At 59.8% G+C, this 23,948-nt stretch carries 17 protein-coding genes; 6 read left to right on the top strand and 11 right to left on the bottom strand.

The genetic code is table 11. The annotated features are described in order from the left end of the window. Positions 1–205: 205 nt before the first annotated feature. The 3 genes from ACYQ1Z_RS17800 to ACYQ1Z_RS17790 all read right to left on the bottom strand — a co-directional run bounded on the left by ACYQ1Z_RS17800 (position 206) and on the right by ACYQ1Z_RS17790 (position 3,675). Entirely contained in the window at positions 206–1,864 is a 1,659-nt protein-coding gene (locus ACYQ1Z_RS17800; protein WP_459793876.1) for a thiamine pyrophosphate-binding protein, read from the bottom strand. Positions 1,865–2,093: 229 nt separating this feature from the next. Then, positions 2,094–2,954 carry a hypothetical protein gene (locus tag ACYQ1Z_RS17795; RefSeq protein WP_459793875.1) on the bottom strand — a complete coding sequence of 287 codons (861 nt, stop codon included), beginning with the start codon at positions 2,952–2,954 and terminating at the stop codon, positions 2,094–2,096. Positions 2,955–3,168: 214 nt separating this feature from the next. Further along, entirely contained in the window at positions 3,169–3,675 is a 507-nt protein-coding gene (locus ACYQ1Z_RS17790) for an Lrp/AsnC family transcriptional regulator (protein ID WP_459793874.1), read from the bottom strand. A gap of 291 nt (positions 3,676–3,966) precedes the next feature. On the opposite strand from ACYQ1Z_RS17790, the gene ACYQ1Z_RS17785 reads away from it, so the two are divergent. The 4 genes from ACYQ1Z_RS17785 (at position 3,967) to ACYQ1Z_RS17770 (ending at position 10,973) form a co-directional block, all read left to right on the top strand. Continuing rightward, a complete protein-coding gene (locus ACYQ1Z_RS17785) occupies positions 3,967–5,712 on the top strand; it encodes a DUF262 domain-containing protein (protein WP_459793873.1) in 1,746 nt (581 codons plus the stop codon). Next, positions 5,709–8,009, top strand: coding sequence for a DUF262 domain-containing protein (locus ACYQ1Z_RS17780; RefSeq protein WP_459793872.1), 2,301 nt, complete (start codon positions 5,709–5,711; stop codon positions 8,007–8,009). Before ACYQ1Z_RS17785 ends, ACYQ1Z_RS17780 begins: the two co-directional genes overlap by 4 nt. A 405-nt stretch (positions 8,010–8,414) precedes the next feature. Further along, positions 8,415–9,506, top strand: a complete 1,092-nt coding sequence (gene hisC / locus ACYQ1Z_RS17775) for a histidinol-phosphate transaminase (protein WP_459793871.1) — start codon at positions 8,415–8,417, stop codon at positions 9,504–9,506. A 54-nt stretch (positions 9,507–9,560) separates the two neighbouring features. Beyond that, positions 9,561–10,973, top strand: coding sequence for an amino acid permease (locus tag ACYQ1Z_RS17770; protein ID WP_459793870.1), 1,413 nt, complete (start codon positions 9,561–9,563; stop codon positions 10,971–10,973). 184 nt (positions 10,974–11,157) lie between these two features. On the opposite strand, the gene ACYQ1Z_RS17765 is transcribed toward ACYQ1Z_RS17770, so the two are convergent. Genes ACYQ1Z_RS17765 through ACYQ1Z_RS17740 form a run of 6 tightly spaced genes read right to left on the bottom strand, consistent with a single transcriptional unit; the run spans position 11,158 to position 18,828 of the window. Further along, complete coding sequence (locus ACYQ1Z_RS17765; protein ID WP_459793869.1) at positions 11,158–12,510, bottom strand: sigma factor-like helix-turn-helix DNA-binding protein; 1,353 nt, start codon at positions 12,508–12,510, stop codon at positions 11,158–11,160. A 6-nt stretch (positions 12,511–12,516) separates the two neighbouring features. After that, a complete protein-coding gene (locus ACYQ1Z_RS17760) occupies positions 12,517–13,092 on the bottom strand; it encodes a hypothetical protein (RefSeq protein WP_459793868.1) in 576 nt (191 codons plus the stop codon). Next, the gene (locus ACYQ1Z_RS17755; RefSeq protein WP_459793867.1) at positions 13,092–14,768 is read right to left on the bottom strand and encodes a DEAD/DEAH box helicase family protein; all 1,677 of its coding nucleotides are present in this window, start codon (positions 14,766–14,768) and stop codon (positions 13,092–13,094) included. The genes ACYQ1Z_RS17760 and ACYQ1Z_RS17755 overlap by 1 nt, the downstream gene beginning before the upstream one ends. Continuing rightward, complete coding sequence (locus tag ACYQ1Z_RS17750; protein ID WP_459793866.1) at positions 14,765–17,062, bottom strand: ATP-binding protein; 2,298 nt, start codon at positions 17,060–17,062, stop codon at positions 14,765–14,767. The genes ACYQ1Z_RS17755 and ACYQ1Z_RS17750 overlap by 4 nt, the downstream gene beginning before the upstream one ends. A gap of 33 nt (positions 17,063–17,095) precedes the next feature. Then, positions 17,096–17,638, bottom strand: coding sequence for a very short patch repair endonuclease (locus ACYQ1Z_RS17745; RefSeq protein ID WP_459793865.1), 543 nt, complete (start codon positions 17,636–17,638; stop codon positions 17,096–17,098). After that, entirely contained in the window at positions 17,635–18,828 is a 1,194-nt protein-coding gene (locus ACYQ1Z_RS17740; RefSeq protein WP_459793864.1) for a DNA cytosine methyltransferase, read from the bottom strand. Before ACYQ1Z_RS17740 ends, ACYQ1Z_RS17745 begins: the two co-directional genes overlap by 4 nt. Positions 18,829–19,874: 1,046 nt before the next feature. Here ACYQ1Z_RS17740 and ACYQ1Z_RS17735 point away from each other — a divergent pair. Continuing rightward, positions 19,875–21,077 carry an HNH endonuclease gene (locus tag ACYQ1Z_RS17735; RefSeq protein ID WP_459793863.1) on the top strand — a complete coding sequence of 401 codons (1,203 nt, stop codon included), beginning with the start codon at positions 19,875–19,877 and terminating at the stop codon, positions 21,075–21,077. A gap of 57 nt (positions 21,078–21,134) precedes the next feature. Further along, positions 21,135–21,764, top strand: coding sequence for a DUF6308 family protein (locus ACYQ1Z_RS17730; protein WP_459793862.1), 630 nt, complete (start codon positions 21,135–21,137; stop codon positions 21,762–21,764). Positions 21,765–22,004: 240 nt separating this feature from the next. Here ACYQ1Z_RS17730 and ACYQ1Z_RS17725 read toward each other — a convergent pair whose 3' ends face one another. Continuing rightward, a complete protein-coding gene (locus tag ACYQ1Z_RS17725) occupies positions 22,005–23,126 on the bottom strand; it encodes a DUF262 domain-containing protein (protein ID WP_459793861.1) in 1,122 nt (373 codons plus the stop codon). Beyond that, on the bottom strand, positions 23,123–23,815 hold the full coding sequence (locus ACYQ1Z_RS17720; RefSeq protein ID WP_459793860.1) for an FRG domain-containing protein: 693 nt from the start codon (positions 23,813–23,815) through the stop codon (positions 23,123–23,125). The genes ACYQ1Z_RS17725 and ACYQ1Z_RS17720 overlap by 4 nt, the downstream gene beginning before the upstream one ends. Between the last annotated feature and the right edge of the window lie 133 nt (positions 23,816–23,948).

Below are 23,948 nucleotides of genomic sequence, written 5' to 3'. Positions count from 1 at the left end.
GCCGGACTCCACCGCTGCGTTACCTGGAGTGCAGGAATAAGGACCTAAGCGTCGACCCATGAAACGGACGCCCTGGCACGATACAGCGCCGGGGCTTCCGTGGCCAGGGCACCTGTGGCACAACATTCCCCCCAGCGCGGATCCTTGCCGCGTCGTCGTGGTAGGAGCGGATGATGGGAATTTTCGCCAGCGTAACATCCGGTCGCTAGCCAGCGATGGCCGCCTGCGCAGCCTGGGACGCCTTCATCCACTCGGTCAGCCACGGCGCGCGGACGGTGGACGTGATCCGGCAGTCGGCCACGAAAGTGCCCTTGGCGCCGGCGTCGATCCAGTCCTGCAATGTGGAGAGGTCGTCCAGGGATCGGATGATCGCCGACTCGGCACCGAGCGCACGGGCGACGCCACTGAAGTTCACCTCGGGGATCAGCATCGGCTTTTCGGTTAGGCCCTGAGAACCGTACTGGTGAATCTCGGCCCCGTACGCGGCGTCGTTGTAGATGACAACGATCGCACTGCGGGCAGCCGCAATCAGTGATTCGAGGTCGGACAGGCCCATAAGGAATCCGCCGTCGCCGGAGGCCAGCACCAGGGTGCGGTTGTCCTCCACCGCACGGGCCGCCCCGACGGCGCTGGCCAGGCCCAGACCGATGGACTGGAAGGCGGTCCCCACCATCACCAGGTCCTGTGGTCGCGGGATGTTCCAGTACATGGGCGCCCAGCCGATGAAGTGCCCGCCGTCCTGCACCACGGTGCGGCGCTCCGGCAGCACGGCATCCAGCGCGACTGCCAGTGCGCGCGGGTCCAGCCGACCATCAAGAGTCTCTGAAGAACCGGCAGCCTGGCCCGGTCCTTCCGCCAGCCGCCGGGAAGCTTCCGCACGCCAGCCCGCCGCAGGAGCCTCACCGTCCAGCAAGGACAGGAGCCGCGAAGCAGCGGCCTTCGCGTCCGCCTGTACAAACAGATCCACGCGCGGATGAGTCGGCTGCAGGGCGGTGTCGATCTGGATCAGGATGCTGTCCGGGCCGAGCAGGTGCCCGAACCGCATGGTGAACGGGCTCAGGCTCGCCCCGGCCACCAGGACCACGTCGGCCTCGCCCATGAGCCCGGCGGCGGTGTCGGTGCCGAAACCGCCGGCCACGCCCAGGTACCCCTCGCCATTGAGGAGGTTGAGCGCGAGGGCGGTTCCGGCGGTCAGTGCGCCGAGCCGGTCGGCGAGTTCGCGCAGCTCCGGCCCGGCTCCGGCGAGGTGCGCACCCCGGCCGGCCAGGATCAGCGGCCGCTTTGCCACGGCGAGCAGGCGGGCGACCTGCCCAAGGTCGCCGTCGACGTCGTCCGTCACCTGAGGTGCTGTGGGCTCAGGAAGGTCCTCGTCCGCAGCCTCGAGCGCGGCGAGGTCGTAGGGGATGGCAAGCACGACGGCGGTGCGCCGGGTGAGTGCGTACTCCACCGCCTGCCGGGTGACGGCGCCCGCGGCGTCCCGGGTGACGGTGTAGGTGGCCGCGCCGAGGCCTGCGGCGATGGCCGCTTGGTCCACGTCCCACGGCCGGGCACCGCTGGTGGGCGCGTCGCCGGTGACGAGCACCACCGGGATCTGCGCCTGGACCGCCTCGGCGAGGGCGGTGAGCGCGTTGGTGTAGCCCGGGCCGTAGGTGGTGGTGCCCGCGGCGAGCCGTCCCGACGCCCGGTAGTAGGCGTCGGCCGCGGCGATCGCGGCGCCCTCATGCCGGACGGCGGTGAAGCGCAGGCCCTGCTTCTCCGCGGCGTCCAGGAAGTGGACGTTGCCGTTGCCCATCACGCCGAAGACGTCGCTGACGTAGCTGCTGAGAACCTCCGCCACACGGCCGGAGACGGTAAGTGAAGCCATGCAGGAATCGTGTGGCGCAGCTCTCACACAAGCAAGAGCGAGAATTGCAGCTGGGATTTTTGGCAGCAGAAGCAAGAAGGAGTGACAAAATGCCCACCTGTGCCGTGTGTCGTGTGCAATTGAAATACATGGCCTCGTGACTGCAGCACCAGCTTCACCTCCTGTCACGAGTACGACAGCGTTCCTGGTGCCCAGTGCATACGAAGAGCAAATCGAACGCTGGCACCTGTTAGGGCACAGGCTCCTCCTGGGAGGTTTCTTCGTTGTTTTGCGGGACCATCATGCCTTTGACGATTGTGCTTACGATTTCTTGGCGTTGCTCTGGTGGCAATGTCTGCAGCAACCGCTCCGCTCCGAGCAGCCTTGCGAACTCTACCGGTTGCAGAAAGAACTTGCTGAGCTGATTCGAGGCCTGAGCTTGCGTCTTCATAAACGTGGCACCAACGTAGGCGCTCATCGCTGCACCAGCCACTCCTACGATGCTGGCAGCAATGGCAGCAGTTCCTTCCTGCCAAGACGCCACAACACCGAGAATAACGACAGCAACAAACCCGCCGATTGCAGCCCACATCCCCACACGGAAGCTCTGTTCCGCTTGAGTCGTGGCTATGTCGTGGTAGTAGTTGATCCGCGTCTGGTTAGCGGCCCATAGGCTGGGAAGGTCAAGCTTTCCATCTGTAGCACTATCGGCGACTTCCTTTTCTTCTGTTTCAAGTTCATTAGCAGCTTCAACTACATAGCGATCTCTGAACGTCCTCTTCTTGGCCGTTTGGTACCCGTACACCAACATGGCGACGATCAGGACAGCATAAACCGCTCCAATAAGTGGAAGATAAGCAGCGCTATCAAGGAAAAGTCGTGTCAGGGGTGTATAGGTGTAACAGGCCACGTAGGCGATAAGAATGATAGGCCCAGCGATAAACAATGCCAGTCCGCGCGCCCTTGCGTATTGCTTGTATTCCTTCGATGCCAGCCAGCTGAGGCGGAAGTGAGCTCCTCCTATGCTCGGCAAGGGATTTTTCGAGATTGCGAACTCAATCTTCGGATTGGAAGGAGACCCAACTTGTCCCCCGTTGTCTGTCTCTTTCATTCCACTACCTGCCTAAGTTGTTTAGTCCACTATTGCAAAAGTTGTGCGGATTATTTGTCCGGGCGCGGGTTGCTTCGACGAAGTCACCATGATGCGAAGACTTTGGCGACTCGAATGACCCTATTAGGTAAGTTGGTCGCTTCAGTCACAGCTCAAGGCCCGCAAAGGACAGCGGGGGGATAAAACGCCCACCGGTGGCGTGCGCCACCCGCAGTTAATCGGCCGAAGCGCGGCCTTCCTGCTCGGACAGCCGGCTGATGAGGCCGTCGTACCGGGGCGGCATGAGTTCCATGACCGAGATGGCGGTGCTGGTCCGCTGGATCCCGTCGATCTCCAGGATCTGGTTGGTGATGCGGTAGAGGTCGGCGGTGCCGCGGGCCACCACCTTGGCCATGAGGTCCGCGTCGCCGGTGGTGGCGTGCACCTCGATGACCTCCGGGATCGCGGCGAGCCCGCTTTCCACCGAGCTGAACCGCGTCTGACTGATTTCCAGGGAGAGGAAGGCCATCAGTTCGTAGCCCAGTGCGGCGGGGTCCAGCCGCCGGCTGAAGGAGCGGAGGGCGCCGCTGCGCTCCAGCCGCGCCAGCCGGGCGTGGACGGTGTTGCGGGCGACGCCGAGTGTCCGGGAGAGTGCCAGGGCGCTGGCTTCGGGGTCCTTGTCGAGGGCAAGGATGATCCTGCCGTCGAGCGAATCGAGGGTGCGAGAGTTCGCGATGGTCATATTTTCACCACAGGTAGTAGAAGTTGAGCAGAAGTCCCAAGCACCAGAGCATATCTTGCAGTGTGGCTCCGGTCACTTTGCCCAAGCGGGCATAGGCGCCCTCGACAGCGATGAAAGCGAGATTGACCAGTTCACCTCACCATGATGCTTCGCGGTCTTTGGCAGCCCCGACAGAGGGCTCGCGAGGGGGAGGGGTTTTAGATCACCTGGTTGTCGAAGGATGCGAATATTTTTTCGAAATCCGATGGTTTTGAGCTCGCGGCTAATTGGGCTCACAAATATGGTGGGTACATGGACGCAATACTGGAGCGACGAGCCGTCGGAGACATCGCAGGATCTTTCTTCGTTCCCGCGTACCAGCGCGGCTATCGGTGGGGGCCCGAGGAGGTCGGACGCCTCCTCGACGACATTTGGGCGAGTAATGGCGACCCCTACTATTTGCAACCGCTCGTCGTTAAACAGATGGCGGATGGCAGGTGGGAGTTAATCGACGGTCAACAGAGACTGACTACGTTGTTTCTCATCTTCCAATACATGTGGAGCGAAGGCCTACAGAACGCCGGCGCAGGATTCACAATCGAATACGAGACGCGGCCCGGAAGCGCGGGCTTCCTGAGTAATCCGACCGAAGACCGTCGACGTGAGAACATTGACTTCCATCACATCTTCGCTGCGTACGCGCATATCAGTAAATGGTTCGCCCACTACGAGCATCGCAAGCAATGGGCCGCAAACCGCTTTTACGATCGACTTTTCGAGTCCGTCCAATTGATCTGGTACGAAGCCGCGAACGACCTTGACTCGATAGCGCTCTTCACGCGTCTGAACGTTGGACGTATCCCACTCTCGGATGCAGAACTCGTTAAAGCGCAGTTACTCGCCAAGCTTAAGAACAATGCGGGTTCATCTGACCGCAGCGAGCAGACTGCCGCTCAGTGGGACCAATTCGAGCGCGAACTCCGGGTACCCGAGGTGTGGGCGTTTGTGACAACGCGCAGCGAAGATGAACCGACGCGAATTAGCTTGATCTTGGACACCCTCGCGGATCAGCACGGAGGAACGCCCCCCGACGGGAATCGACCACGGTATTACACGTTCGAGACGCTCCGGCCAGTAATAGAGGCAGACCCACAGGCATTTTGGGACGATGTGGTTAAGCTGCATTCTCTCGTCGTTGGGTGGTACGAGGATCGCGACATTTTCCACAAAGTGGGGTACCTAGTGGCGACCCGTAAACACACGTTTGGGGGACTTCTCGAGGCGGTGAACGGGCTGACTAGGTCCGCGCTCCAGACCGTGCTCGATGAACTCATTGCCAAGCACCTAAATCTCACTGCTGGCCAAGTCGCTGATCTCGATTACCAGAAGTCGGGATCGAGATGCTCGGACGTTCTGCTCCTGATGAATGTGGAGACAGTCCGCCTCCGATCCGACTCAACAGAGCATTACTCGTTTCATGCGCACGCTCGTGGCGTATGGTCGCTCGAACATATTCACGCGCAAAACGCCCTTGACCTAAAGCGCGATGAGAAGGTGTGGACTGAATGGCTCCGGCTTCATCGCGGCGCCATCAGTGACATCCCGAGTATCGACGAGGATCAACGCAGGGACCTCTTGTCGGAAATCGATCGCGTCCTCGCGGCGATAGCTGACCCCCGGATCGTCGGGTTGGGCACCCAGTTTGATCAGACCAAAGCCCTCGTCGAAGCCGTGTTAACCGAAGGAAGAACTGATGGTGACGAGGGTGTGCATATGATCTCCAACCTTGCGTTGCTCGCGAGCGGTGATAACAGCGCCCTTTCGAACTCGGCATTCGAAGTGAAGCGGAGGGAGATTATCGGTCGTGACAAAACGGGTTCTTACATCCCTCCTTGCACACGTAACGTCTTCCTGAAGTACTACACGGATGCTGACGACCAGCAGATCCATTTCTGGGGAGTCCAGGATCGAGAGGCGTATCTGGACGCGATTCTTGCTGCAATTTGGCCGTACCTGACACCCGATCCCGAGTTGAGCCAAGAGGAGCTGGTCGCGTGAAAGGACTCAAGACGACATTCGCCGAAATGTTCGGCGACACGACGGGCGAGATGCCAGCTGTACGGCGGATTGAAATTCCCCTCATCCAGCGTGATTATGCGCAGGGGAGACGAGGGGCACTCGTCCAGGCGATTCGACATGACTTCCTCGATGCGCTCATCGAGGCGGTTGGCGGCGGGGAACCATTGGATCTTGATTTCGTTTACGGGGAGATACAAAATTCCGTGCTCAAACCGTTGGACGGACAGCAACGCCTTACGACGCTCTTCCTCCTGCACTGGTATCTCGCTGCGCGAACTGATCGGCTGGCTGACGCAGAAGGAATGCTGCGCCTGACTTACGCCACTCGCCCGACAGCCGAACTCTTCTGTCGGCAGCTCGTGAATCCCAATCATTCGCTAACCGACGACTTCGTTCTGCCATCGCAATGGATCACAAATCAGTCGTGGTACCTATATGCCTGGCGTCACGATCCTACGGTTCAAGCAATGCTCGTCATGTTGGACGCCATCCACGCGCGCCTTGGCCAAGCGCACATTGATCTCGAGGAGGCGTGGACGCGCCTGATCGCGGGGGAGCAGCCTGCGGTCTCGTTTTATTTCCTCCCCATCGATGACATGCCCTCAGGGGATGAGCTGTACATCAAGATGAACTCCCGCGGAAAGCCGCTAACTGCCTTTGAAAACTTCAAAGCAAGATTCGAGAAGCTACTCGCTGATGGGACCGACACGGAGAGGTTTGACCGCATCATTCACAAGATCGATGGTGCATGGACCGACGTCCTGTGGCAGTTCGATGGCGGTGATGACCTCGTTGACGACGAGTTTCTTCGCTACTTCGAGTTCGTGGTCGAAGTGTGTGAGTGGCGAGACGGTGAGACGCTGCAAGGGGCAACCCTCCTTGAGCGCACGGAGCGGGCTTTCGGGCTCGACAATTCACAACGCGAAGCCAACCTGGACTTCATGGAACACTCGTTCGATACGTGGGTAGGTGTTGACGACGTCCGTGAGGTATTCGCGAGCGTGTTTACCGACTCGGATGGTGCTCAGGAGGCGGCCGACCAGGGAAAGGTCCCACTCTTCGACGCCGCCGACATCAACCTTTTCGCGTCTTGTTTGCGCAGTTACGGCATCAAACGTGGGCGCAACCGTCAATTTTCCTTGGCAGAGACGCTGTTTCTGCTTGCCGTGCTCGTCCACCGGCAGTACCGGACCGATGATTTCGCGGCGCGCGTTCGTGTCTTGCGGAACCTTATCGACCTAGCGGATGACGAGGTCCGTGAAGCTCGCATGACCGACCTCGTTTCGGGCGTCGAACTGTTGATCAGAGGTGCATCGCTGGAGGAGCTTCGTGGTTTCAATCCCGATAGAATCCGTGACGAGCAGGCGAAGCAAGAGTTCCGGGGAACTGAACTCGAAAGGGTAATTCACCGCCTTGAAGATCATCCGCTTCTCCGCGGCCGAATCTTCGCATTTGACCTCGAGCCAGCGACACTTCCCGCGCGCGCCGATGCGTTCAAACGCGTCACCGAGCCAGAAGCCTGGGGGCAGTTCGCTGCCGCATTACTCGCAAAAGGTGATTACGGCTTTGATCTCGGCAACGGGCGTGTCAGACAATTCGGAACACGCGCGCCTAAGCAAGCGTCGCGCTGGAGGGAAGTTTTATCCCACTCTGGCCGTGGAAGAAACGCGGAACTGCGGTCGGCGCTTGCAGCCCTACTGGATGAAGTAGCTGCGTCTGACGAATCCACGCTGACCAGCCTAGAGCGCGCAGCCGATGACTTCGTCGCATCCTGTCGCGAATTAGGCACGCTCGACTGGCGATACTACCTGGTGGCTTACTCCGCGATGCGTGAAGGGGAAACGGGCATCTACTACGGAGAGCACCGCCCCAGTCTGGGGATTTGGGGTTACTCGATGTGCATGCTTCGCACCGCTTCATTGACGGGAAGCGCCTACTATCGGGACCCCTACTTACTCGCAATTTATCGCGCCAGCGCGGTTGAGCATCGAATTAAAGACCCTTGGTTTCGAGGTTACGAGACGGCTCCGCGATGGCTTCAGCTCTCGCGGAGCGGCGCCGGCATTCGGTGTGTCGAAAAAGGTTTCGAGTTGGCAGCGCCCCAGAATGCCGACCTTGCGGGCCGTTTTCACTCCGTTTGTCTGGCACACGGCGCAATAAACGAGGGGTTCCTACCAATCCGCCAAGTAGAGGTCGATGGAGAACTGATCGACACGGAGGATCGGGTCGTCGCTGGCGCGGCACTCGTGCGGGCGCTGGTCGAAGCGGGAATTTAGTTTCAACGGCGGGCCGTGCCCTTCAATTTATGATGCGTTGACATCTCATGGGCAAGCAAAAGGTTCAGGCCTACTGAGGCCTCGACCTTCAGACCTGCCACACTCGGGACTTTTCCGCGCTGCGCTGCCGACGCCAGTGCCTCGTCTGGATGGTAACAGGGTTGCCGTCAGGCTGGTCTCTAAGCGGTTACTTAACACAGCCGCGTGCGCTCTTCGGGAAGCCCGCCGTGCCTGACGTGGCCCGCTCCATAAAACCCACCTTCACTAGCCTATGAAGGGCCCCTCCTGGGTGCGAGAGTTCGCGATGGTCATATTTTCACCAGAGGTACTAGAAGTTGAGCAGAAGTCCCAAGCATGGAAGCGTACCTTGCAATGTGGCCCGGGTCACTTCCATGATCGGAACTCATGAGCCCTGATCAACTCCTGGCCCCGCCGGCAACAGCGCTGCCCACCCTCCGCAGCGCCGTCACCGGACTTCCCGCTTACGTCCCGGGCCGGCGCAGCGCCGGCGCGGACATCGCCGCCCTCGCCAGCAACGAAAGCCACTACGACCCCGCAGCCACCGCTGCGGTGGCCGAAGCGGCCGGCAGGATGAACCGCTACCCGGACATGGCCGCCGTCGAACTCCGCGAACGGCTCGCCCGCCACCTGGGTGTGACCGCCGCGGAGGTGGCGGTGGGGCCCGGCAGCGTGGGCGTCCTGCAGCAGATCATCACCGGGCTGTGCGACGCCGGGGACGAGGTGGTCTTCGCATGGCGCTCCTTCGAGGCCTACCCCATCCTGGTGGAGCTGGCAGGCGCCCGGCCGGTCCGCGTCCCGCTGGACGACGCCGAGGGCCACGACCTCGACGCCATGGCCGCCGCCGTCAACGACCGCACCAAGGTCATCCTGCTCTGCACGCCCAACAATCCCACCGGCGTGCCGATCAGCCACCACCGCCTCGAGGCCTTCCTGCAGTCCGTCCGCTCCGACGTCCTGGTGGTGATCGACGAGGCCTACGTGGAGTACGCCGACGCCGGCAGCGGCCCCGATTCCCTGGCGCTCTACCGCCGGTACCCGAACGTCTGCATCCTGCGCACCTTCTCCAAGGCCTACGGGCTCGCCGGCCTGCGCGTCGGGTATGCCATTACGACGGCGGCAATCGCCGAAGGTCTGCGCCGCACCGCCCTGCCGTTTGCCGTGAGCGCGCTGGCGCAGAAGGCGGCCATCGCGTCGCTGGACGCGGGGGAGGAGATGGCGGCGCGGGTTGCCACGGTGAAGCAGGAGCGCGCCCGGATGGCCGCGGAGCTGGAGACTCAGGGCTGGAAACTGCAGCCGAGCCAGGGCAACTTCCTGTGGATCCGAGCTGATGATCATCTCCTGGCGACCCTGCTGGACGCGTTCGACGCCGCGGGCATCCTGGTCCGCGCGTATCCGGGCGACGGCGTGCGGATCACCGTGGCCGACCCCGGCTCCAACAACCGCGTGCTCCGGCTCCTCGCAGCCCACGCGGCCTGACCACTTTCCGACCCTTTTCCCAGCTCCGTTCCACCTACAACCAGAGGACTCCCCATGGAACACCAGACAACGACGTCTGACCGCGCCCTCGGCGCGGCCCTGAAACCACGGCAGCTCACCATGATGGGGCTGGGCAGCGCCATCGGCGCGGGCCTGTTCATCGGCTCCGGCGCCGGCATCCAGGCTGCCGGCCCCGCGGTGCTGATCTCCTACCTCGTAGCCGGCACCCTCATCATCCTGGTGATGTGGGCCCTCGGCGAGATGGCCGCCGCCAACCCGGACAGCGGCGCCTTCTCCGTCTACACCGCCAAGGCCTACGGGCCGGTGGCCGGCGCCACTGTGGGCTGGCTCTGGTGGATCCAGCTGGTGGTTGTCATCGCCGCCGAGGCGCTCGGTGCGGCAGGGCTGTTGGCCACCATCTTCCCGGCCCTGCCGGTGTGGTTGATGGCCTTGGTGTTCATCGTGGTGCTGACCGCCGTGAACCTGACGAGCGTGAAGAACTTCGGTGAGTTCGAGTTCTGGTTCGCGCTGCTCAAGGTGGCGGCGATCGTCGGGTTCCTGCTGGTGGGCTTCGCGCTGCTCTTCGGCTTGGTACCGGGGGTGCAGTCGCCGGGCCTGGCAAACTTTATGAGGGCGGGCTTCGCACCGAGCGGCTTCGGCGGGATTGCGACCGCGCTGTTCGTGGTGGCGTTCGCGTTCGGCGGCACCGAGATCGTCTCCGTGGCGGCAGCCGAGACGGCTGAACCTGCCCGCAGCGTGAAGAAGGCGGTCCGGACGGTGCTGTGGCGGATCCTGGTCTTCTACATCGGCGCCATTTTTGTGATCGCGGCGGTGGTTCCGGTGGGTTCTGAGGGGCTGAAGAGCCCGTTCGCCGCGGTCCTGGATGCCGCAGGAATGCCCGGCGCAGCTACGGCAATCACGCTGGTGGCCGTCGCCGCCCTGCTCTCCGCGCTCAACGCCAACCTCTACGGTGCCTCCCGGATGGCATTCTCCTTGGCCGAGCGGGGCGAGGCGCCGCGGCTGCTTGCTTCGGTGTCCACGGCCCGGGTCCCGGTGGTCGCGGTCCTGGCCAGCGTTGCCTTCGGTGTTGTCACAGTTGTCCTGGAGCTGATGTTCCCCGAGATGGTCCTTGGCGTCCTGCTGAACATCGTGGGGTCCACATGCCTGCTGGTGTGGACGTCAGCGCTCCTGGCTCAACTCGCGCTGCGCCTTCGCGCCGACCGCGAGGGGACGGAACTGCTCCTGCGGATGCCCGGTTTCCCGTGGCTCACAGTGGTTGGCCTGCTGATCCTCACGGCGATCTTCACGGTGGGCTTCATCGGCGAGGATTCCCGCCCGCAGCTCCTGAGCACTTTCGGACTCGTGGCGCTCCTGGCGGTGGTCAACTGGCTGAACCGCCGGAAGCGGGACGCTGCGCAGAGTGCGAAGTCTTCGGACGGTGAGAAGCAGCCGGTCCTGGTCGACTAACCTGGCACTGACACGCCCTCCGCAAGCATACGGAGGGCGTGAGGGTCAACCTTGTTTGGGAAGGGCGATGGATGCTGCGGGCCCACTCGGACTTGTACTCTGACTGATGCATCAGCCGTCATGGGTGACGAACCGTTGCTGCTAGTTGCTGTGGTCAGTGAGACATGGCGCTTGTCGGCGAGCATCAATCTGCCGGGCACAGCACTGGCTCGCACGCGTGGCGCAGCGCCGCCACGTTGCTGTCAAGCCGCAAAAGCAGGACGAGCTTGCAGCCTTCAACGACTCCGAGGGAAAGTGCCTGCGTCCGCAAGCTCGAAAGTTGTGAGTTGCTCGTCATTCGTCGGACCGACACCTCGTCGTCTCCCCCCTCTAGTGCGAAGTAGCGAGTGGAGGGGGCGGTACGGAGGCCGAGATACCAGGTTAGCCAGCGATTTACGGCGATTCCGCTACCGCGTAGCACGTCATGAGTTACTGGGATCTCGATGCCAACCACGTTTCCGCTGGCTTGGATGTACTCGGGACGTTGAGGTTCGGTGTCTTCGATCGGTTCAGCGCCACGCTCCGCCAGATCGTACAATCCGGAAGCATCTCGTCCGATCAGGTTGCTCGAAAGACACTGCGTGACGCGCCACGGGCTGACAGGATAGCGCTTTTGGACCTCGGTACGGAGTTCGGTGTAGTCGAGCGGGCCCAGATCTCTAAGAACCTCGACCACGACTTCGACCGCGTTGGAGTACCGCCGATCCGCTCCCTGGACCCTCCAGTCGGTCAGCGCCCACGTTCCCTCGGGTCTAACCTGCGCGAACGCCTCATCGCGGCGCATTGTCTCCCTTGTCGCGTGCTCCGACGCCCCTGCGACGTTTGCAATTTCCAGCACCGTACGCGGTTCACCCTGTTGACGCAGCCAAAGGTATGAGCGATCCCGAGGGATCCGAGCGGCACGAACCCAACCTAATTCAGTGAGCTCCGCACGATAGTCCTTTTGCAGGATCGGGCGCCACGGGACGGAAGACGGTATATCCAAGGTCTGCGCCACCTGGCCAAGCTCTTCATCGGAAAGCGGAAGGTGCTCAAGGAGTGCCTTGAGCTGTGCGTGGAGCGCTCTAGGTTTGGTACTCCAATATCCGATTAGCGGCCCTGAACGGAGAACCGGTGGCTGAACGCCGAGATGCTTGAGCAGGACCGTCGCGGCGGCCGAGGCATGAGTGCCCAACAGGGCGGCGATTACGTCGTCAGGAACTGCGGATTGATCGCCGAGATACTCGAGGATTTGATTAGGGAGATTCGGCTCGTTGATCTCCTGCGCGCTGACAAGCAGTTTGGCGCCTCGAGATTCGAGTTGCCGGACGCGCTCACGTGTCAAACCAACTTCGGCGCCGATTGCCTCGAGCGTCTCTCGACGTGACCTCCGAGTAAGAATCTCGCGACTCCTCTCGGACAAGCACCCCCATGCAGTGTCCAGCCAGTTCCCCTCAGTTTCTTGGGTATTGGCATCCAGATTGACAAGCTCGGGATCGCTCTCAGGGGTTTCGTACATGGCGGGTCAGATGGCGACGTGGATGAGTCGCAGGCCGCACCGCTCGGCGAGCCGAAGGTGGGCGTTGCGCTCGTTTGCAGGCGTTGGCTTGGTGAAAGTCTCAACCACACAGACGACCCAGGGACGAGCGTCCCCTTCGGTATCAGCCACGAGCGCTGCCCAAATGAGGTGCTTCAGATCTTTGGCGGCAGCCCAGGTCACAATGGTCTCTTCTTCCCCTTTGCGCGCGAGGATACGAAGCGGCTTGGTGCGGATGGTAGAGCGGTCACATTCCCAATCGGTGCCCAGCGCCTTGCGCACCAGCTTTGAGGGAACGTCTTCGGCCGCGCCGACCAAGTCGGCATACTTGCCGACGCCGCTGAGGGAACGACTCCACTCCTTCATCGGTCCGTCTTTAATCCACACACGAGCTTCGGAGTCCGACAAGTACTCGCGAAGGCGTCCGCCAACCTCGGCGTCGGCAACCCACTTCCCGTACTGAGAGGAGTGTTGCTGTGGCGTCAGCGTTGCCCAGTCAAGATCCTTCGCGTCGGTGTACAGCTTGCTCACGACCTTCCATTCAATCTCCTTCGGAATGCGCATCAGTCGAGCCCCACGGCGTTCGGGAACTGGAGGCGCACCTCGTCAGCGGCTGTTTCCAGGTCTGCCGCGTCCTTGATCCAGTAGTCGAGTAGGGAACCTGCGGTCTCGTCGTTGAAGCTGATGCGGGAGTCGGACCCGAGGGGTAGGTCCAGTTCTTCAATGTCCCCGCCACGAATCGCTGCCAGTGAGCGCTTGAGATCGAGGCCCGCCGCCACGCGCCGGACATCAGTGACGAAGTCCAGCACTTTGAGGTGTTCCTTGCCTTCACGGAGGCGCAGGCCCCGCCCCAACTGCTGTACGAAGATCCGCCGGCTGTGCGTCACGCGCAGGAAGGCGATGAGATTCACGTCAGGGACGTCGACACCTTCATTGAACACATCGACGCACGTGATAATCGGGACACGACCCAGTCGGAAGGAGTTGAGTAACACTTGGCGTTGTTGAGGCGGCAATCCGCTGTGTAGAAACGCGGCCCGGCGCCAGCTCTGGTCGGCACCAGCCAGGAGTGTGGCCATACGCTCGGCGTGTTCGATCGTCTGGCAGAACACGATGGCGCGTGGGTCAGCGATCTCACGCCACGCTTCGCGGAACTGATCTACGATCTCATCGTCCCGTTGTGGCAGAAACAGGGCTCGGTTGAGTTCCTTGATCGAGTAGCCGTGCTCGCTGATGTGTCGCACGAAATCCCAGTCCAAGTTGTCGACGTACATGCGGTAATCGACCTTGGCGAGGTATCCGGCCGCCATGCCCTCGGCGATCCCCATGCTGAAGGACGGCTGACCAAACCGCGCGGTGATGTCGAATTTGTCTCCACGCCAGGGCGTCGCCGTAACACCGAACTGCTTGGCGTCGGCGCAGGTGTCTAGCAACTTCGCGAACATTCCTGTCTCACCGACATGGTGCGTCTCATCGATCATGATCAGGCTGGGCCGCCAATCCGTTCGCAGCAGCCCTAGTGCCGAGTCGACCGTGGCAACGGTGACGCCTTCATACGAAGTCGGCTTAAGGTCACCCGTGAGCACCTGGGTCGGCACTGACTTGTCGAGGTGCCGCCAGAGCGCCCTCTCCAGCTGTTCTACGAGTTCCTTCATATGGGCGACAACGAGGACCCGTGCTCCCGGATTCTTATCAAGGTGACTCCGGATGACTTCGCCTCCGACGACGGTCTTGCCGAGCCCTGTCGCGAGCACCAGAAGTGAACGGGCATTGGCGTCGAGATCGGCCTCGATACGATCGGCTGCGGTCTCCTGGTAGGACCGAAGAGTGTAGGTCGTCGGCACCCGATCGGGCATCTGGGCGAAGATCGCCTCAAGCGTCGACCCCGCCCAGGTGTCGATTCGGATGCCAATCCCGCCGAGTGCCTTCCGGCGGGCCTCCGCCGTAGCGTTGAGCCGGCTGTTGGTTACAACCACAGCATGGTCGGCAGCGTACCGCGAGCGAGCGCGTTCGGCGTCGTCGACGCCAGCACGGTCGATTGCCCCGCGGCTCGAGTACTTGCACTGCAACACCCACTGTTGGCGGTTACGAACCGCGAGGATGTCAGCTCCCTCGTCGTTGGCTCCGTCGATGAGACGGACATCGCTGAAGCCGAGGTGCCAAAGCGCCCTTTCCGTGGCGTGGGTCAGGCCCCGCGGCCCCCCTGCAAGGAGTGCCTCAGGCGACAGGAACCCGCTCATGACTGATCCGATGCCAGCTCGCGCTGCAACAGTTCCACGCTCAATCTCGTACGCCGAAGCTGCGCCACGTTCGGCGATTGGAAGGTCAGGAGTGTTGCGATGTCGTTAAAATATCCGACAACTCGCGCGAGACTCAGGCGACGCGAAGAGGCTGACGTAAGAGATGTGTATGCGCCGGAGAAGACCTTGCCTTCCATGAACGCCTCGGGCCAGCTCTCCAGCAGTTTCACTAGGTAGAGCGGTGGCGTGTAGAGGATGAACTGGCCGCTGCCGCCAAGGGTTGCCGTGAGCTTATCGGCGCCATCGGCAATGAGCGCATTCTCTGTCGCCGTCTGCTCGTCAGGGTCAAGGAAGCCCAGCGCCCGCTGTGGATCCGAAGCCACGTTGTCTGCCATACGCTGACTGATCTCTGCAAGCAGCTCACTGGCCTGCGCGCGGATGACCTGGGGATCGACTGCCGTGTCTGGCATGCAGGCGGCACGAAGGCGCGATGCGATCTGCGAATGGCTGAGGTGGCTGTCTGCCTTAACTTTCAACGCAGCCGTGACCTCGGCGAGCAGCAGCTCCGCCGGTTCAATTCCGAGCTTCGTGAAGGCATCGTGGGTCACGTCGATAAGCGCGGTGGCGGTCCCGCCGGGGCCTTGAGCGAGCCATACGGGTGTCGGATGGCCGTCAGCGTCCCTGATGGCTTCGCTCACGGCTCGCGACTCAACCTTCACCTGGCCAAGTTCAGGGAGACCGAAGTCGCGCGTCAGCTCCGGGACGAGGATGCCAGCTGAGGTGTAGCGCGTGAGCCGTTCTTGGACGGTTTCAACTTTTGGAGGTGCTGGAGTGGGATCAGGGCTTGGCGCTGATGTCACAGTGTCTTCGTCTGGTCCCGGCACGACGCCAAGCGCGGCAAGAACCGCAGCTTCATCGGCATCGTCTTTAACACCACCGGTCGCCTTGGCGACTTTGGCCTCGGTGAGTCGCTGCTCGTGAGCTTGAACTTGATCCCACCACTTCTGATCCGTCTGGTAATCAGGGTCACCGGCCCAAAACTTTTGTGCCCACTGCCGGGTCTCTTCGTGAAGGGGGCGCGACCCGTCACCAGGTATGAGGCATCGAATACCCGCAGCATTCCGGCGGTAGCCCTTGTGTAGGCGAGCGAGCGGTGATGTGTTCGGGGCGTATCCGGCATTCTTGGCTTTCTCCGGCTGCAGTGGAGCCTCCCCGCGCAGATAGTCCACAGCGGCGCGCCATGCTCGGTCGCTGTACTCAAACGCCGTTTTGTCATAGTGAACCGGGACGTAGTCAAGGTGGATCTCGCCGATTAGTCGGCCACCTTGGTTCGCAAGTTCAATGGGGTACTCGACTTCGACAGCCCCTGTGGGGTCGTTCGGGTTTCGCCAATTGAACAGGCTCTTGTCGTATTGGAGGATCTTTCGACCGTTGCGGAGGAAATCGATACCGAAGTCGCGGCGGGCGAGATGCCGTTGCACGCCAAGCCAGCCGTGGAGTCGACGCTCGCGTTCGCGCAGCTGATCACTGCCACACTGGTCGCAAGTTTCCTTGCCCAGGTTCTGCCAGTTGCCGCAGAGCTCGCACGCGTCGGCGGGCTGGAATGTTTGATCGATCGAGATGTAAGCCGGAATCTTCTCTGAACTGGCGCCAGCGCCGTAAATAACGAACCGGTCTTCGCCCCACCTGCATGCTCGACGCGGCTTCACTTTATTGCCCTGCACCCAGAGTTCGAACGGACGATTGTCGAGCATCCAGCCGTAGACTCTACCGAGCGTCGTACGCAGGTTCTCCGCGTTCCGCTGCAGCCATTCCGCGCGATCACGATTCAAGTTGCTGACGATGATCTTCGTTCCGTGATCGCTTGGATCGTCCTTGGGCTCGGTGATGTCCGGAGCCTCGAAATCGGCGCCGAGCTCGTCGAGATCGATTTCAACCCCGATCCACTCCGGGTCGCCTTGTCGCGTCGTCAAAACGCGCGTTCGGCGGCCCAAGCGGGCCGTACTGACGTTGAAGCCCATCCCAAACAGGCCCAGCTTGTCGAAGCGGTCGTTGCTCGACCAACCAGCTTTAACTGCCTTCTCAAGGGTTTCGCGCGTCATGCCGCGCCCGGTGTCTCGCACGACCACTTCGGCGCCCGCAAGACCGGCTCCTGGTCCGGGAAGCGTCACACTCACCTTGAAGCCTCCCGGCCAACTCTGGCCGGAATCGAGGATTTCTGTGAAGTCATCGAACGCGTTGTCAGCAAGCTCAGCGATGCACTGCCACTCGTCGAACTCGATCTGGCCGAGCATGCGCAAGATCCGAGGGGAGGGAGTTATGTCCATCTAGCTGTCCATCACTTTCACGTTCGTTGTCGGGTCAGAATAGTCCGAGGGGTGAGGGAGAGGATCCTGTGATGAGCGGTGAAGTGCTTGAAGGACCCGGCGCCCCGTGCCCTCAGGATCAGCAAGGATATCGCTGGCCCAAAGTCGCACTACGAGCCATCCACTCTCGGTCAGCGCGCGGTCCACTTCGCGGTCTCTCCGGACGTTGTTTTCGATCTTGCGCACCCACCAGTCAGTGCGATTCGGAAACATGTCCGCCAAGCTGTTCCGGCCGCGGCGCTCCCACTCTGCAGGATTGCCATGCCACATATCACCATCGACAAACACAGCAACTTTGCGTGTCCGAACAACGATGTCGGGGCAACCGATTACGTCTTGCGCGTGGACACGAAATCGACCGCCTTGGGCGTGCACCGCCCGGCGCAGCAGCAGTTCGGGCTTGGTGTTCTTGGAGTGGACGGCACCCATGATTCGACTAGTCACAGCAGCATCCCGCCTTGTCCGCGCTGCCGATCCGGCGGCTTCGGCTCGTCTTGGCGTCATCGCCTTGCCAGCGCTTCCGCGATCGCCCCGCCTAGCACAGAGCCCAGCTGCACCGGTACGGCGTTCCCGAGCTGGCGCATCTGTTCACCCCTAGGACCCTCCAGCCTCCAATTATCAGGGAAGGTCATAATTCGAGCTACCTCACGCACCGTTAGGTAGCGGATGCTGCCATCATCCCTGCGAAGAACGGATTCGCCGCCAGGAACACCGTGGACGCCTGCCTTAACGGTTTTGGCTGGCTTATCCAACTGGTTTGGTGTGTGTCCCGGGTATTCGCGAGCACCTGGCCAGCCGACGTGATGAATATACCCAGGGGTTTCCTGACGCTCGACCGGCTCCGGCAGATCGCTGATCGCGTCGCGTAGTGTGCGCCATGGCTTCAATCCGTCCTCCGGAGGGATGACGCCAGGATGTTCCTTGACCGGAGCGTTCGGATGCCTCTCAGCGTACTCACCGTTTAGCTGGGACCGCAGAAGCGCTCCGGCACTATGCGTTGGATCCGGAAACTTCCAGGAGACGTTCAAATCTTTCCGGAAGCCCACCAGAAACACGCGAAGTCTATTCTGCGGTACGCCATAGTCCGCCGCGTTGACGAGTTGAAAGGCAACGTCATATCGCTCGCTGTCATGGCCATCCGACCTCAATGCCTTGACTAATCGGCGGTCGTGGTCGACCCAGGCCTCTCCTTCGATCCGCTGCTCGAACGGCGCCGCCAGTTCGCGGCGAATATAGTCCCAATAGGGCTCGAATGAAGGCCGCAGCAAACCGCGGACGTTCTCTGCGACGATTACTAGTGGCCGCGTTTCACGAACACAACGGTTGAACTCCGGCCACAGATTCCGCTCATCAAGGTGACCCTTGTGGGCTCCGCCGAGACTGAATGGCTGGCAGGGCACACCACCAGCGACGACGTCGACATCACCAGCAAAAGGAGTGAAGTCGACGTTCTCGATCTTCCCTTCGACCAAAGGCCAAGCGTCCGCCAGCGTGGCCGGTGGAGCCTCATCTGCGACAAAATCGACTGCCCGGTTTGCTCGGAGGGTCGCGCACGCCCTCTTGTTCGACTCATTGACAAGGAGGTGGCGGAAGCCTGCGGTGTGCAACGCCATGGCCAGACCACCGCCACCTGAAAACAGCTCGATAGACGTACCGACGCCTCCGGGAGTAGATACTGGGGTGAAGGCAGACATGATCCGACTTTACTTCAGGAGGCGCGAAAAACCTGAGCGGCTCGCTCTGCACCGGCACTGATGATCCTTGCAGGTCCTCATAGTCGCAAATGCTGTGATAGTGGCCGCTGGGCTGAAAACGTATCGCCTCCCGTCTGATGGACTCGACGCCCTTATGCTGAAGGAGTGTCGCCGTGCTGCTCCGTTACATCGTGGAGTATCGTCCCATCCTCACGGCAGATCCGACTTCCAAGCTGTAATGTGATCCGCAGGTCCCGCGGCCGGTACCTTCCGCAACGGCGCGCCTGAACTCTCAGCAGTTCGCCGGCACGTTCACCTTAGGCTGCGGTTGGCATGAATGCCTCAAAGCTTGGAGTGCGTCCTCCGAGGGTTTCAAGTCTGGGGTTCAGTTGCGCTGTGAACCTCCCTTATGAAGCTATTGCTAATTTCCAAGAAGATGCGCGGCTTATCCTTGAGCCAAAATTGATTAATGCCACCTTGAACGAAGGCCGGCTGTCGGCTTGAGATGAAAAATTGGCGATGTGCAGTCCACGTCGCTCGTGCGGCTTGCACTGCCCGTTCAACCTGGGGGGTTGACCCCCATTGGTCTTCATCTCGAGCAGAGGCACTTGCGTTCGGGCAGCTTGCGATTTCCCCCTGAAGCTGATCGGTGGGGCTTAGGCAGACAGGCCGTCAACTCGCATTCATCAAAGGAATGATGAAATTTAAAGTTCTCGCAGCTATGGTAGGTGTCGTCATGGCCACTCCGGGTTGCCTAGCCGGTAGACATAAGGGGTCTTCCATAGTTCAGCGCCTGTCTATAGTCCCATTGCGAATATTTTACAATCAAGGACAGCCCGGAATGTAATGCACAAGTACTATCTGGTTTCGAATCCAACGTGAGTTGGACCTGGCGTGGGCTTGTAGCTCCATAGATCCTTGGCCGGGCCAGCCTCAGCGTAGCCCCGTCTAAAGATTTGGGAATAGTGCAAGAAATAGAACTGGTTAAAGTAAAAAGCAGGGTCTCTAAAGGGGCAGCGACGATCGCGAGAAGGACCTGGCTCGACTTGGAACGCGACAGCGTTGTTCGAGCAATAGACATGTGGCACAGCTTGGGCGGCGCAACATTCATTGAGCGCACTAAGTTCAAGGAGTCCAACCGCTACGTTGTGTTTGATAAAGGTCAACGCATTGATAGCAAGCCGCTCTTGGCTATGGCCTACCAACTGCAGTTTGCCTGTTCCAAGGAGGCCGTGCCTCGTTTGTCGGGCGGAGACGAAACACGCGCAATACTGCAGCGGCTCGGTTATACGCTGGTGGACCTCAGGAGTGAGACTTCGCCCCCGTTTAATGAGGTAATGCAAGTGGATTCTTCGACCAATTTCTGGTGGGCTAATCAATCGCAGAATTTCGATCCGGTCTTCGAGGATCGGACTCTCTGGGCTCCGTTGGTTGGAAAAAACGGACAACGGGTTGATCACTGGCTTAGCCTGGAAAAAGCCAACGTGGACGACATCGTATTTCACTACAACAGCCCCGAACTTCGTGCTGTTAGCCGTGTGGCCACGGTGCCGCAGCTGGCCTATCCTCCGCGCGGATATCTCGAGAGCTCGACGAAGACCGTTGGAAACCTGGTCTTGGTTGACCCCGTACGGGAAGTTCAGGTGGGACGAAGCGAAGTCCTTGAAGAGCTCGAAAGCGGCTTTGGCCCTGTAACTGCGGATGGCACGCTTCGCCGCGGGTATTTTTTCCCTGTAAGCAAAGCCGCTGGTTTAGCAGTGCTGCGCCTCGCAGGTTTGAAGCCCGTTGAGAAGGTGCAGGATACGAGCGCTGAAGCGAGTCCTCAGCTCATCCAACGAAGTAGCAGTCGTCTGGCTCTCACTGCTGTGCGGGCGGAACAGGGCTTCTTACGGCGCCAGCAGATTCGACGATGGGGCAGTGTCTGCTGCCTTTGCGGCTCTTCGTTGCCGGAGGAATTGCTAGTGGCGGCCCACATCAAGCCGCGGTGGGCATGCACGGAAGAAGAACGCATGGACACTTTCAATATCGCCATGCTTGCATGCCTGTTCGGCTGCGACGCGTTATATGAGTTGGGTTACGTGCTCGTCGGCAGAGATGGAACTGTCGAACGGGGGATCCGCCACTCGAGCAACCTGGAGGAGAGGCTGGAGGGGCTCCTCAATCGGCGTTGCTTATCTTTTACAGATGACTCCAGAAATTATTTTGAATGGCACCGGAGTTACCATATGAGTCGTACGCAACCCGTCTAAATTTCCTATTGCAGAAGATTTGAAAGAGCTCGGAAGTTTATTGGGGGGAATTTCTTTATGACTAGGAAATTGTCGGAACTTCGCGCAACAGCGCCTGAAGTGGTAGCGAGTTACACGTGTCCGACTTCACTTTTCAGTTTCACAACATACGATGTGCAGTCAGATATAAGTAGTCCTCTGACGCCAGCCGACGTATTGATGGCCAATCTGTTGAGTTTGAAACTGGGATGGCAGGAAGTCGTGCCGCTCTTCGCGGAAGGAGAAGGTCCAGCCCAGAAACTACGCCAACAGCTGGATGCGGCTCTTTCCCACTTAGCCGAAGCTCCGTCATTTGAAGAATTCGACTCCATCGATGATCTGGAGAAGTGCGTAGTTAGCTTGGCTGCCGCAAATGCAGCAACGGAACATGTGCCGGGTTGGACTCCCACCACCGTCTCAAAGGTTTTGCATCGCCGTCGTCCCCACGTTGTACCGCTCAATGACTCATACGTCCGTGGCTTCTATTGTGTGAAGGACACCGAATCTCGACTACTCCGTGCGGCGCTTTGGAAGGATATACGCGAAAATAGGTGTTGGATGTCCGAGCTGGCTTCTGAAGTCGAGACAAGTGATGGCCGCGCTCTCTCGCTGCTACGCCTGGCCGACATCTTGATATGGATGGAAATGAGGAAAAAGAATCTCAACTAGAAAGGCCACGGCCTTTACCTCACCCCACGGAAGCCACCGCAACCTGTACCCCCACCTCTTGGAACTTTTGCACCTGCCCAGGTCGACGCGGCCGTCCATCGCCAGGGTCTAGGGCAACGACGAACGGACTTCCGTAGAACACCCGTACCCTGTCAATTTCCTGTCCTGGGCCGGCTGTCCGCGATAAGCTGCTGGCGTTCCGATCCTGCCATGGCGGCAAGCGAGGACCAGGCACCTTGCCTAACCCAATGGCGCCGCTGTCGAAGTCACTGAAGTGGAAGTCTCTTCGGGGATGGGTTCGAATCGCTGAGGATTGGCTAGAAATTCTTCTAGTAGCTCGACCCGGAAACGGAGCGCGCTCTCGTCGTTGGGGCTTTGCGCAAGCCGGTCGAATTCAAGCAATTTCCTTTGGTGGGCTGTTAGAGATTCTTCGTCCTTTGGCCTGTTCACACGACGAATGGCCTCAAATGCCTCAAGAACTGACCTAAGTGGAAGGGTGCGTCCGTCCCTCACGAGGTTTTGGTAGAGCAGGAAGTACACGGACACCATTCCAACGCTGGAGAGCAGCCGATCTTTTGAAAGGAAAGTAGTCGTGAGCGCGTCCAACGTACCACGAGCTGACACTAGGGCCTTTTCGGCCCTAGCTTGCCCGTCATTCGACTCACGGATTTCGTTCCAGAAGTCATCTAGCTGGCGTTTTTTTGACCCCGCAGGCTTTCCGCTTTCGGCCCAGAGAAAAAACTTTGTAGCTAAGTCCAAATGACGATAACGCGCGTTGGTAAACGGCAGGCGGTCGGAGAAAAAATCCGTGGCAATGATTGCTCTAGACGCTTCACGTAGTGGCCCGCCCCAGCCGTTTCGCTTTTCAGCAGCATTCAACGGCGCTGCTTCGTTAAGCCGGCTAAACATCTCTTCGATCAGTTCTATGTCTGAAGTCCTGATTAACATAACATCAAGGCTGGTGGCTGAAAAAAGCGCAGCCATTTCGGGGTGATCGCGCTTAAGCTCTACAAAGTTCTTTCCTGCCGCAGACCGTGAACCATCGACCACCAGCTGAAAATCTTCCGATAAAGCAAATTTACCGTCCATGAAATCCCAGATAGCTTCGAGACGTTGACGTCCATCAACTATAGAATACTTATATCGCTGTCCGTTTTCCTCCACCCAGTCCTGATGCTCGTGGAAATAGATCTTAGGTATATCGAACTTGTTGATAATGCTATCAACTAGAAGCTGCTGATTCTGTCTAGACCAGATACCCCCTTGTCTTTGGTAGGGAGGTTCAAGCCGAATAGAAGCACGAAGTCCGTGCAAATAAGCAACAGAGGATGTCCTCAAATTGCTGACATCAAGTTCGCTCATCGGAAATGCCTTTCCCCAACGTAGGCAGCTAAGTGGTCGAGATCGGGATAAACGGTGCTTGCCCTAATGTTCAAGTCCGCAAGCTCCTCCCGAATCATTGGCTTAGCATATGAAGGAATTATCATCTTCTGAAAGGCTGGAGCCTCATTTTCCCTAGTTCGCAGAACATGGTTCTTATGGGTAATAGTGAACGTCCCAGATTGTGAGATGATCCGATCAAACGAGCGGCTGGCAATGGCTGCTACAGGTTCCATGCGTCCGCTTAAACTTCCAGGGAGGTACGCCTCTAACTGTTCATCATGATCAAACATGATCACCCCGGGATTTTGAACACCGAGGCTATGCTGATTCAGTTGCGTCGGATTTAGCTCATAGAGTGCACCCGCCGTCGGTTTCGGCATATCTGCGTTATCGGATTCGACGGCAAAGAACAAACCAATGAGAGGATTTTCGGACCAATCCAGCAGACGAGTTGGAAGACCGTAATGCTGCGCTAAAAAGATCCATTCCCACTGAGACGTAGGTCTGTCGCGAAGGCGAGGTCCAGCATCCTGACGGAAGTGCTTCAACATCTCGACCTCGTTTTCGAGATGACCATCATTGCGGGCAATTTTGGGCTGCAAATCCCACTCAAAGTTTGCATGTCCCCGGTACCAGAGGGATTGGTTGGAGGCTCGGTTGGCTCTCATACGCAACATGAGGTCAGCGACTGATTCGAGCCTGACTCCTTCTACGTCCAGGGACCCGGGTGTCACCGGGCTTGGAGGCGGAGCTTCGGACACTTAGATTCCGTTCCTGTCTTGCTGGGTGACGACAACATTC

This window comes from Arthrobacter sp. AD-310 (assembly GCF_054656615.1).
Note: the sequence above shows the minus strand (reverse complement) of the source record. Positions and strands in the feature narration are given on the sequence as shown.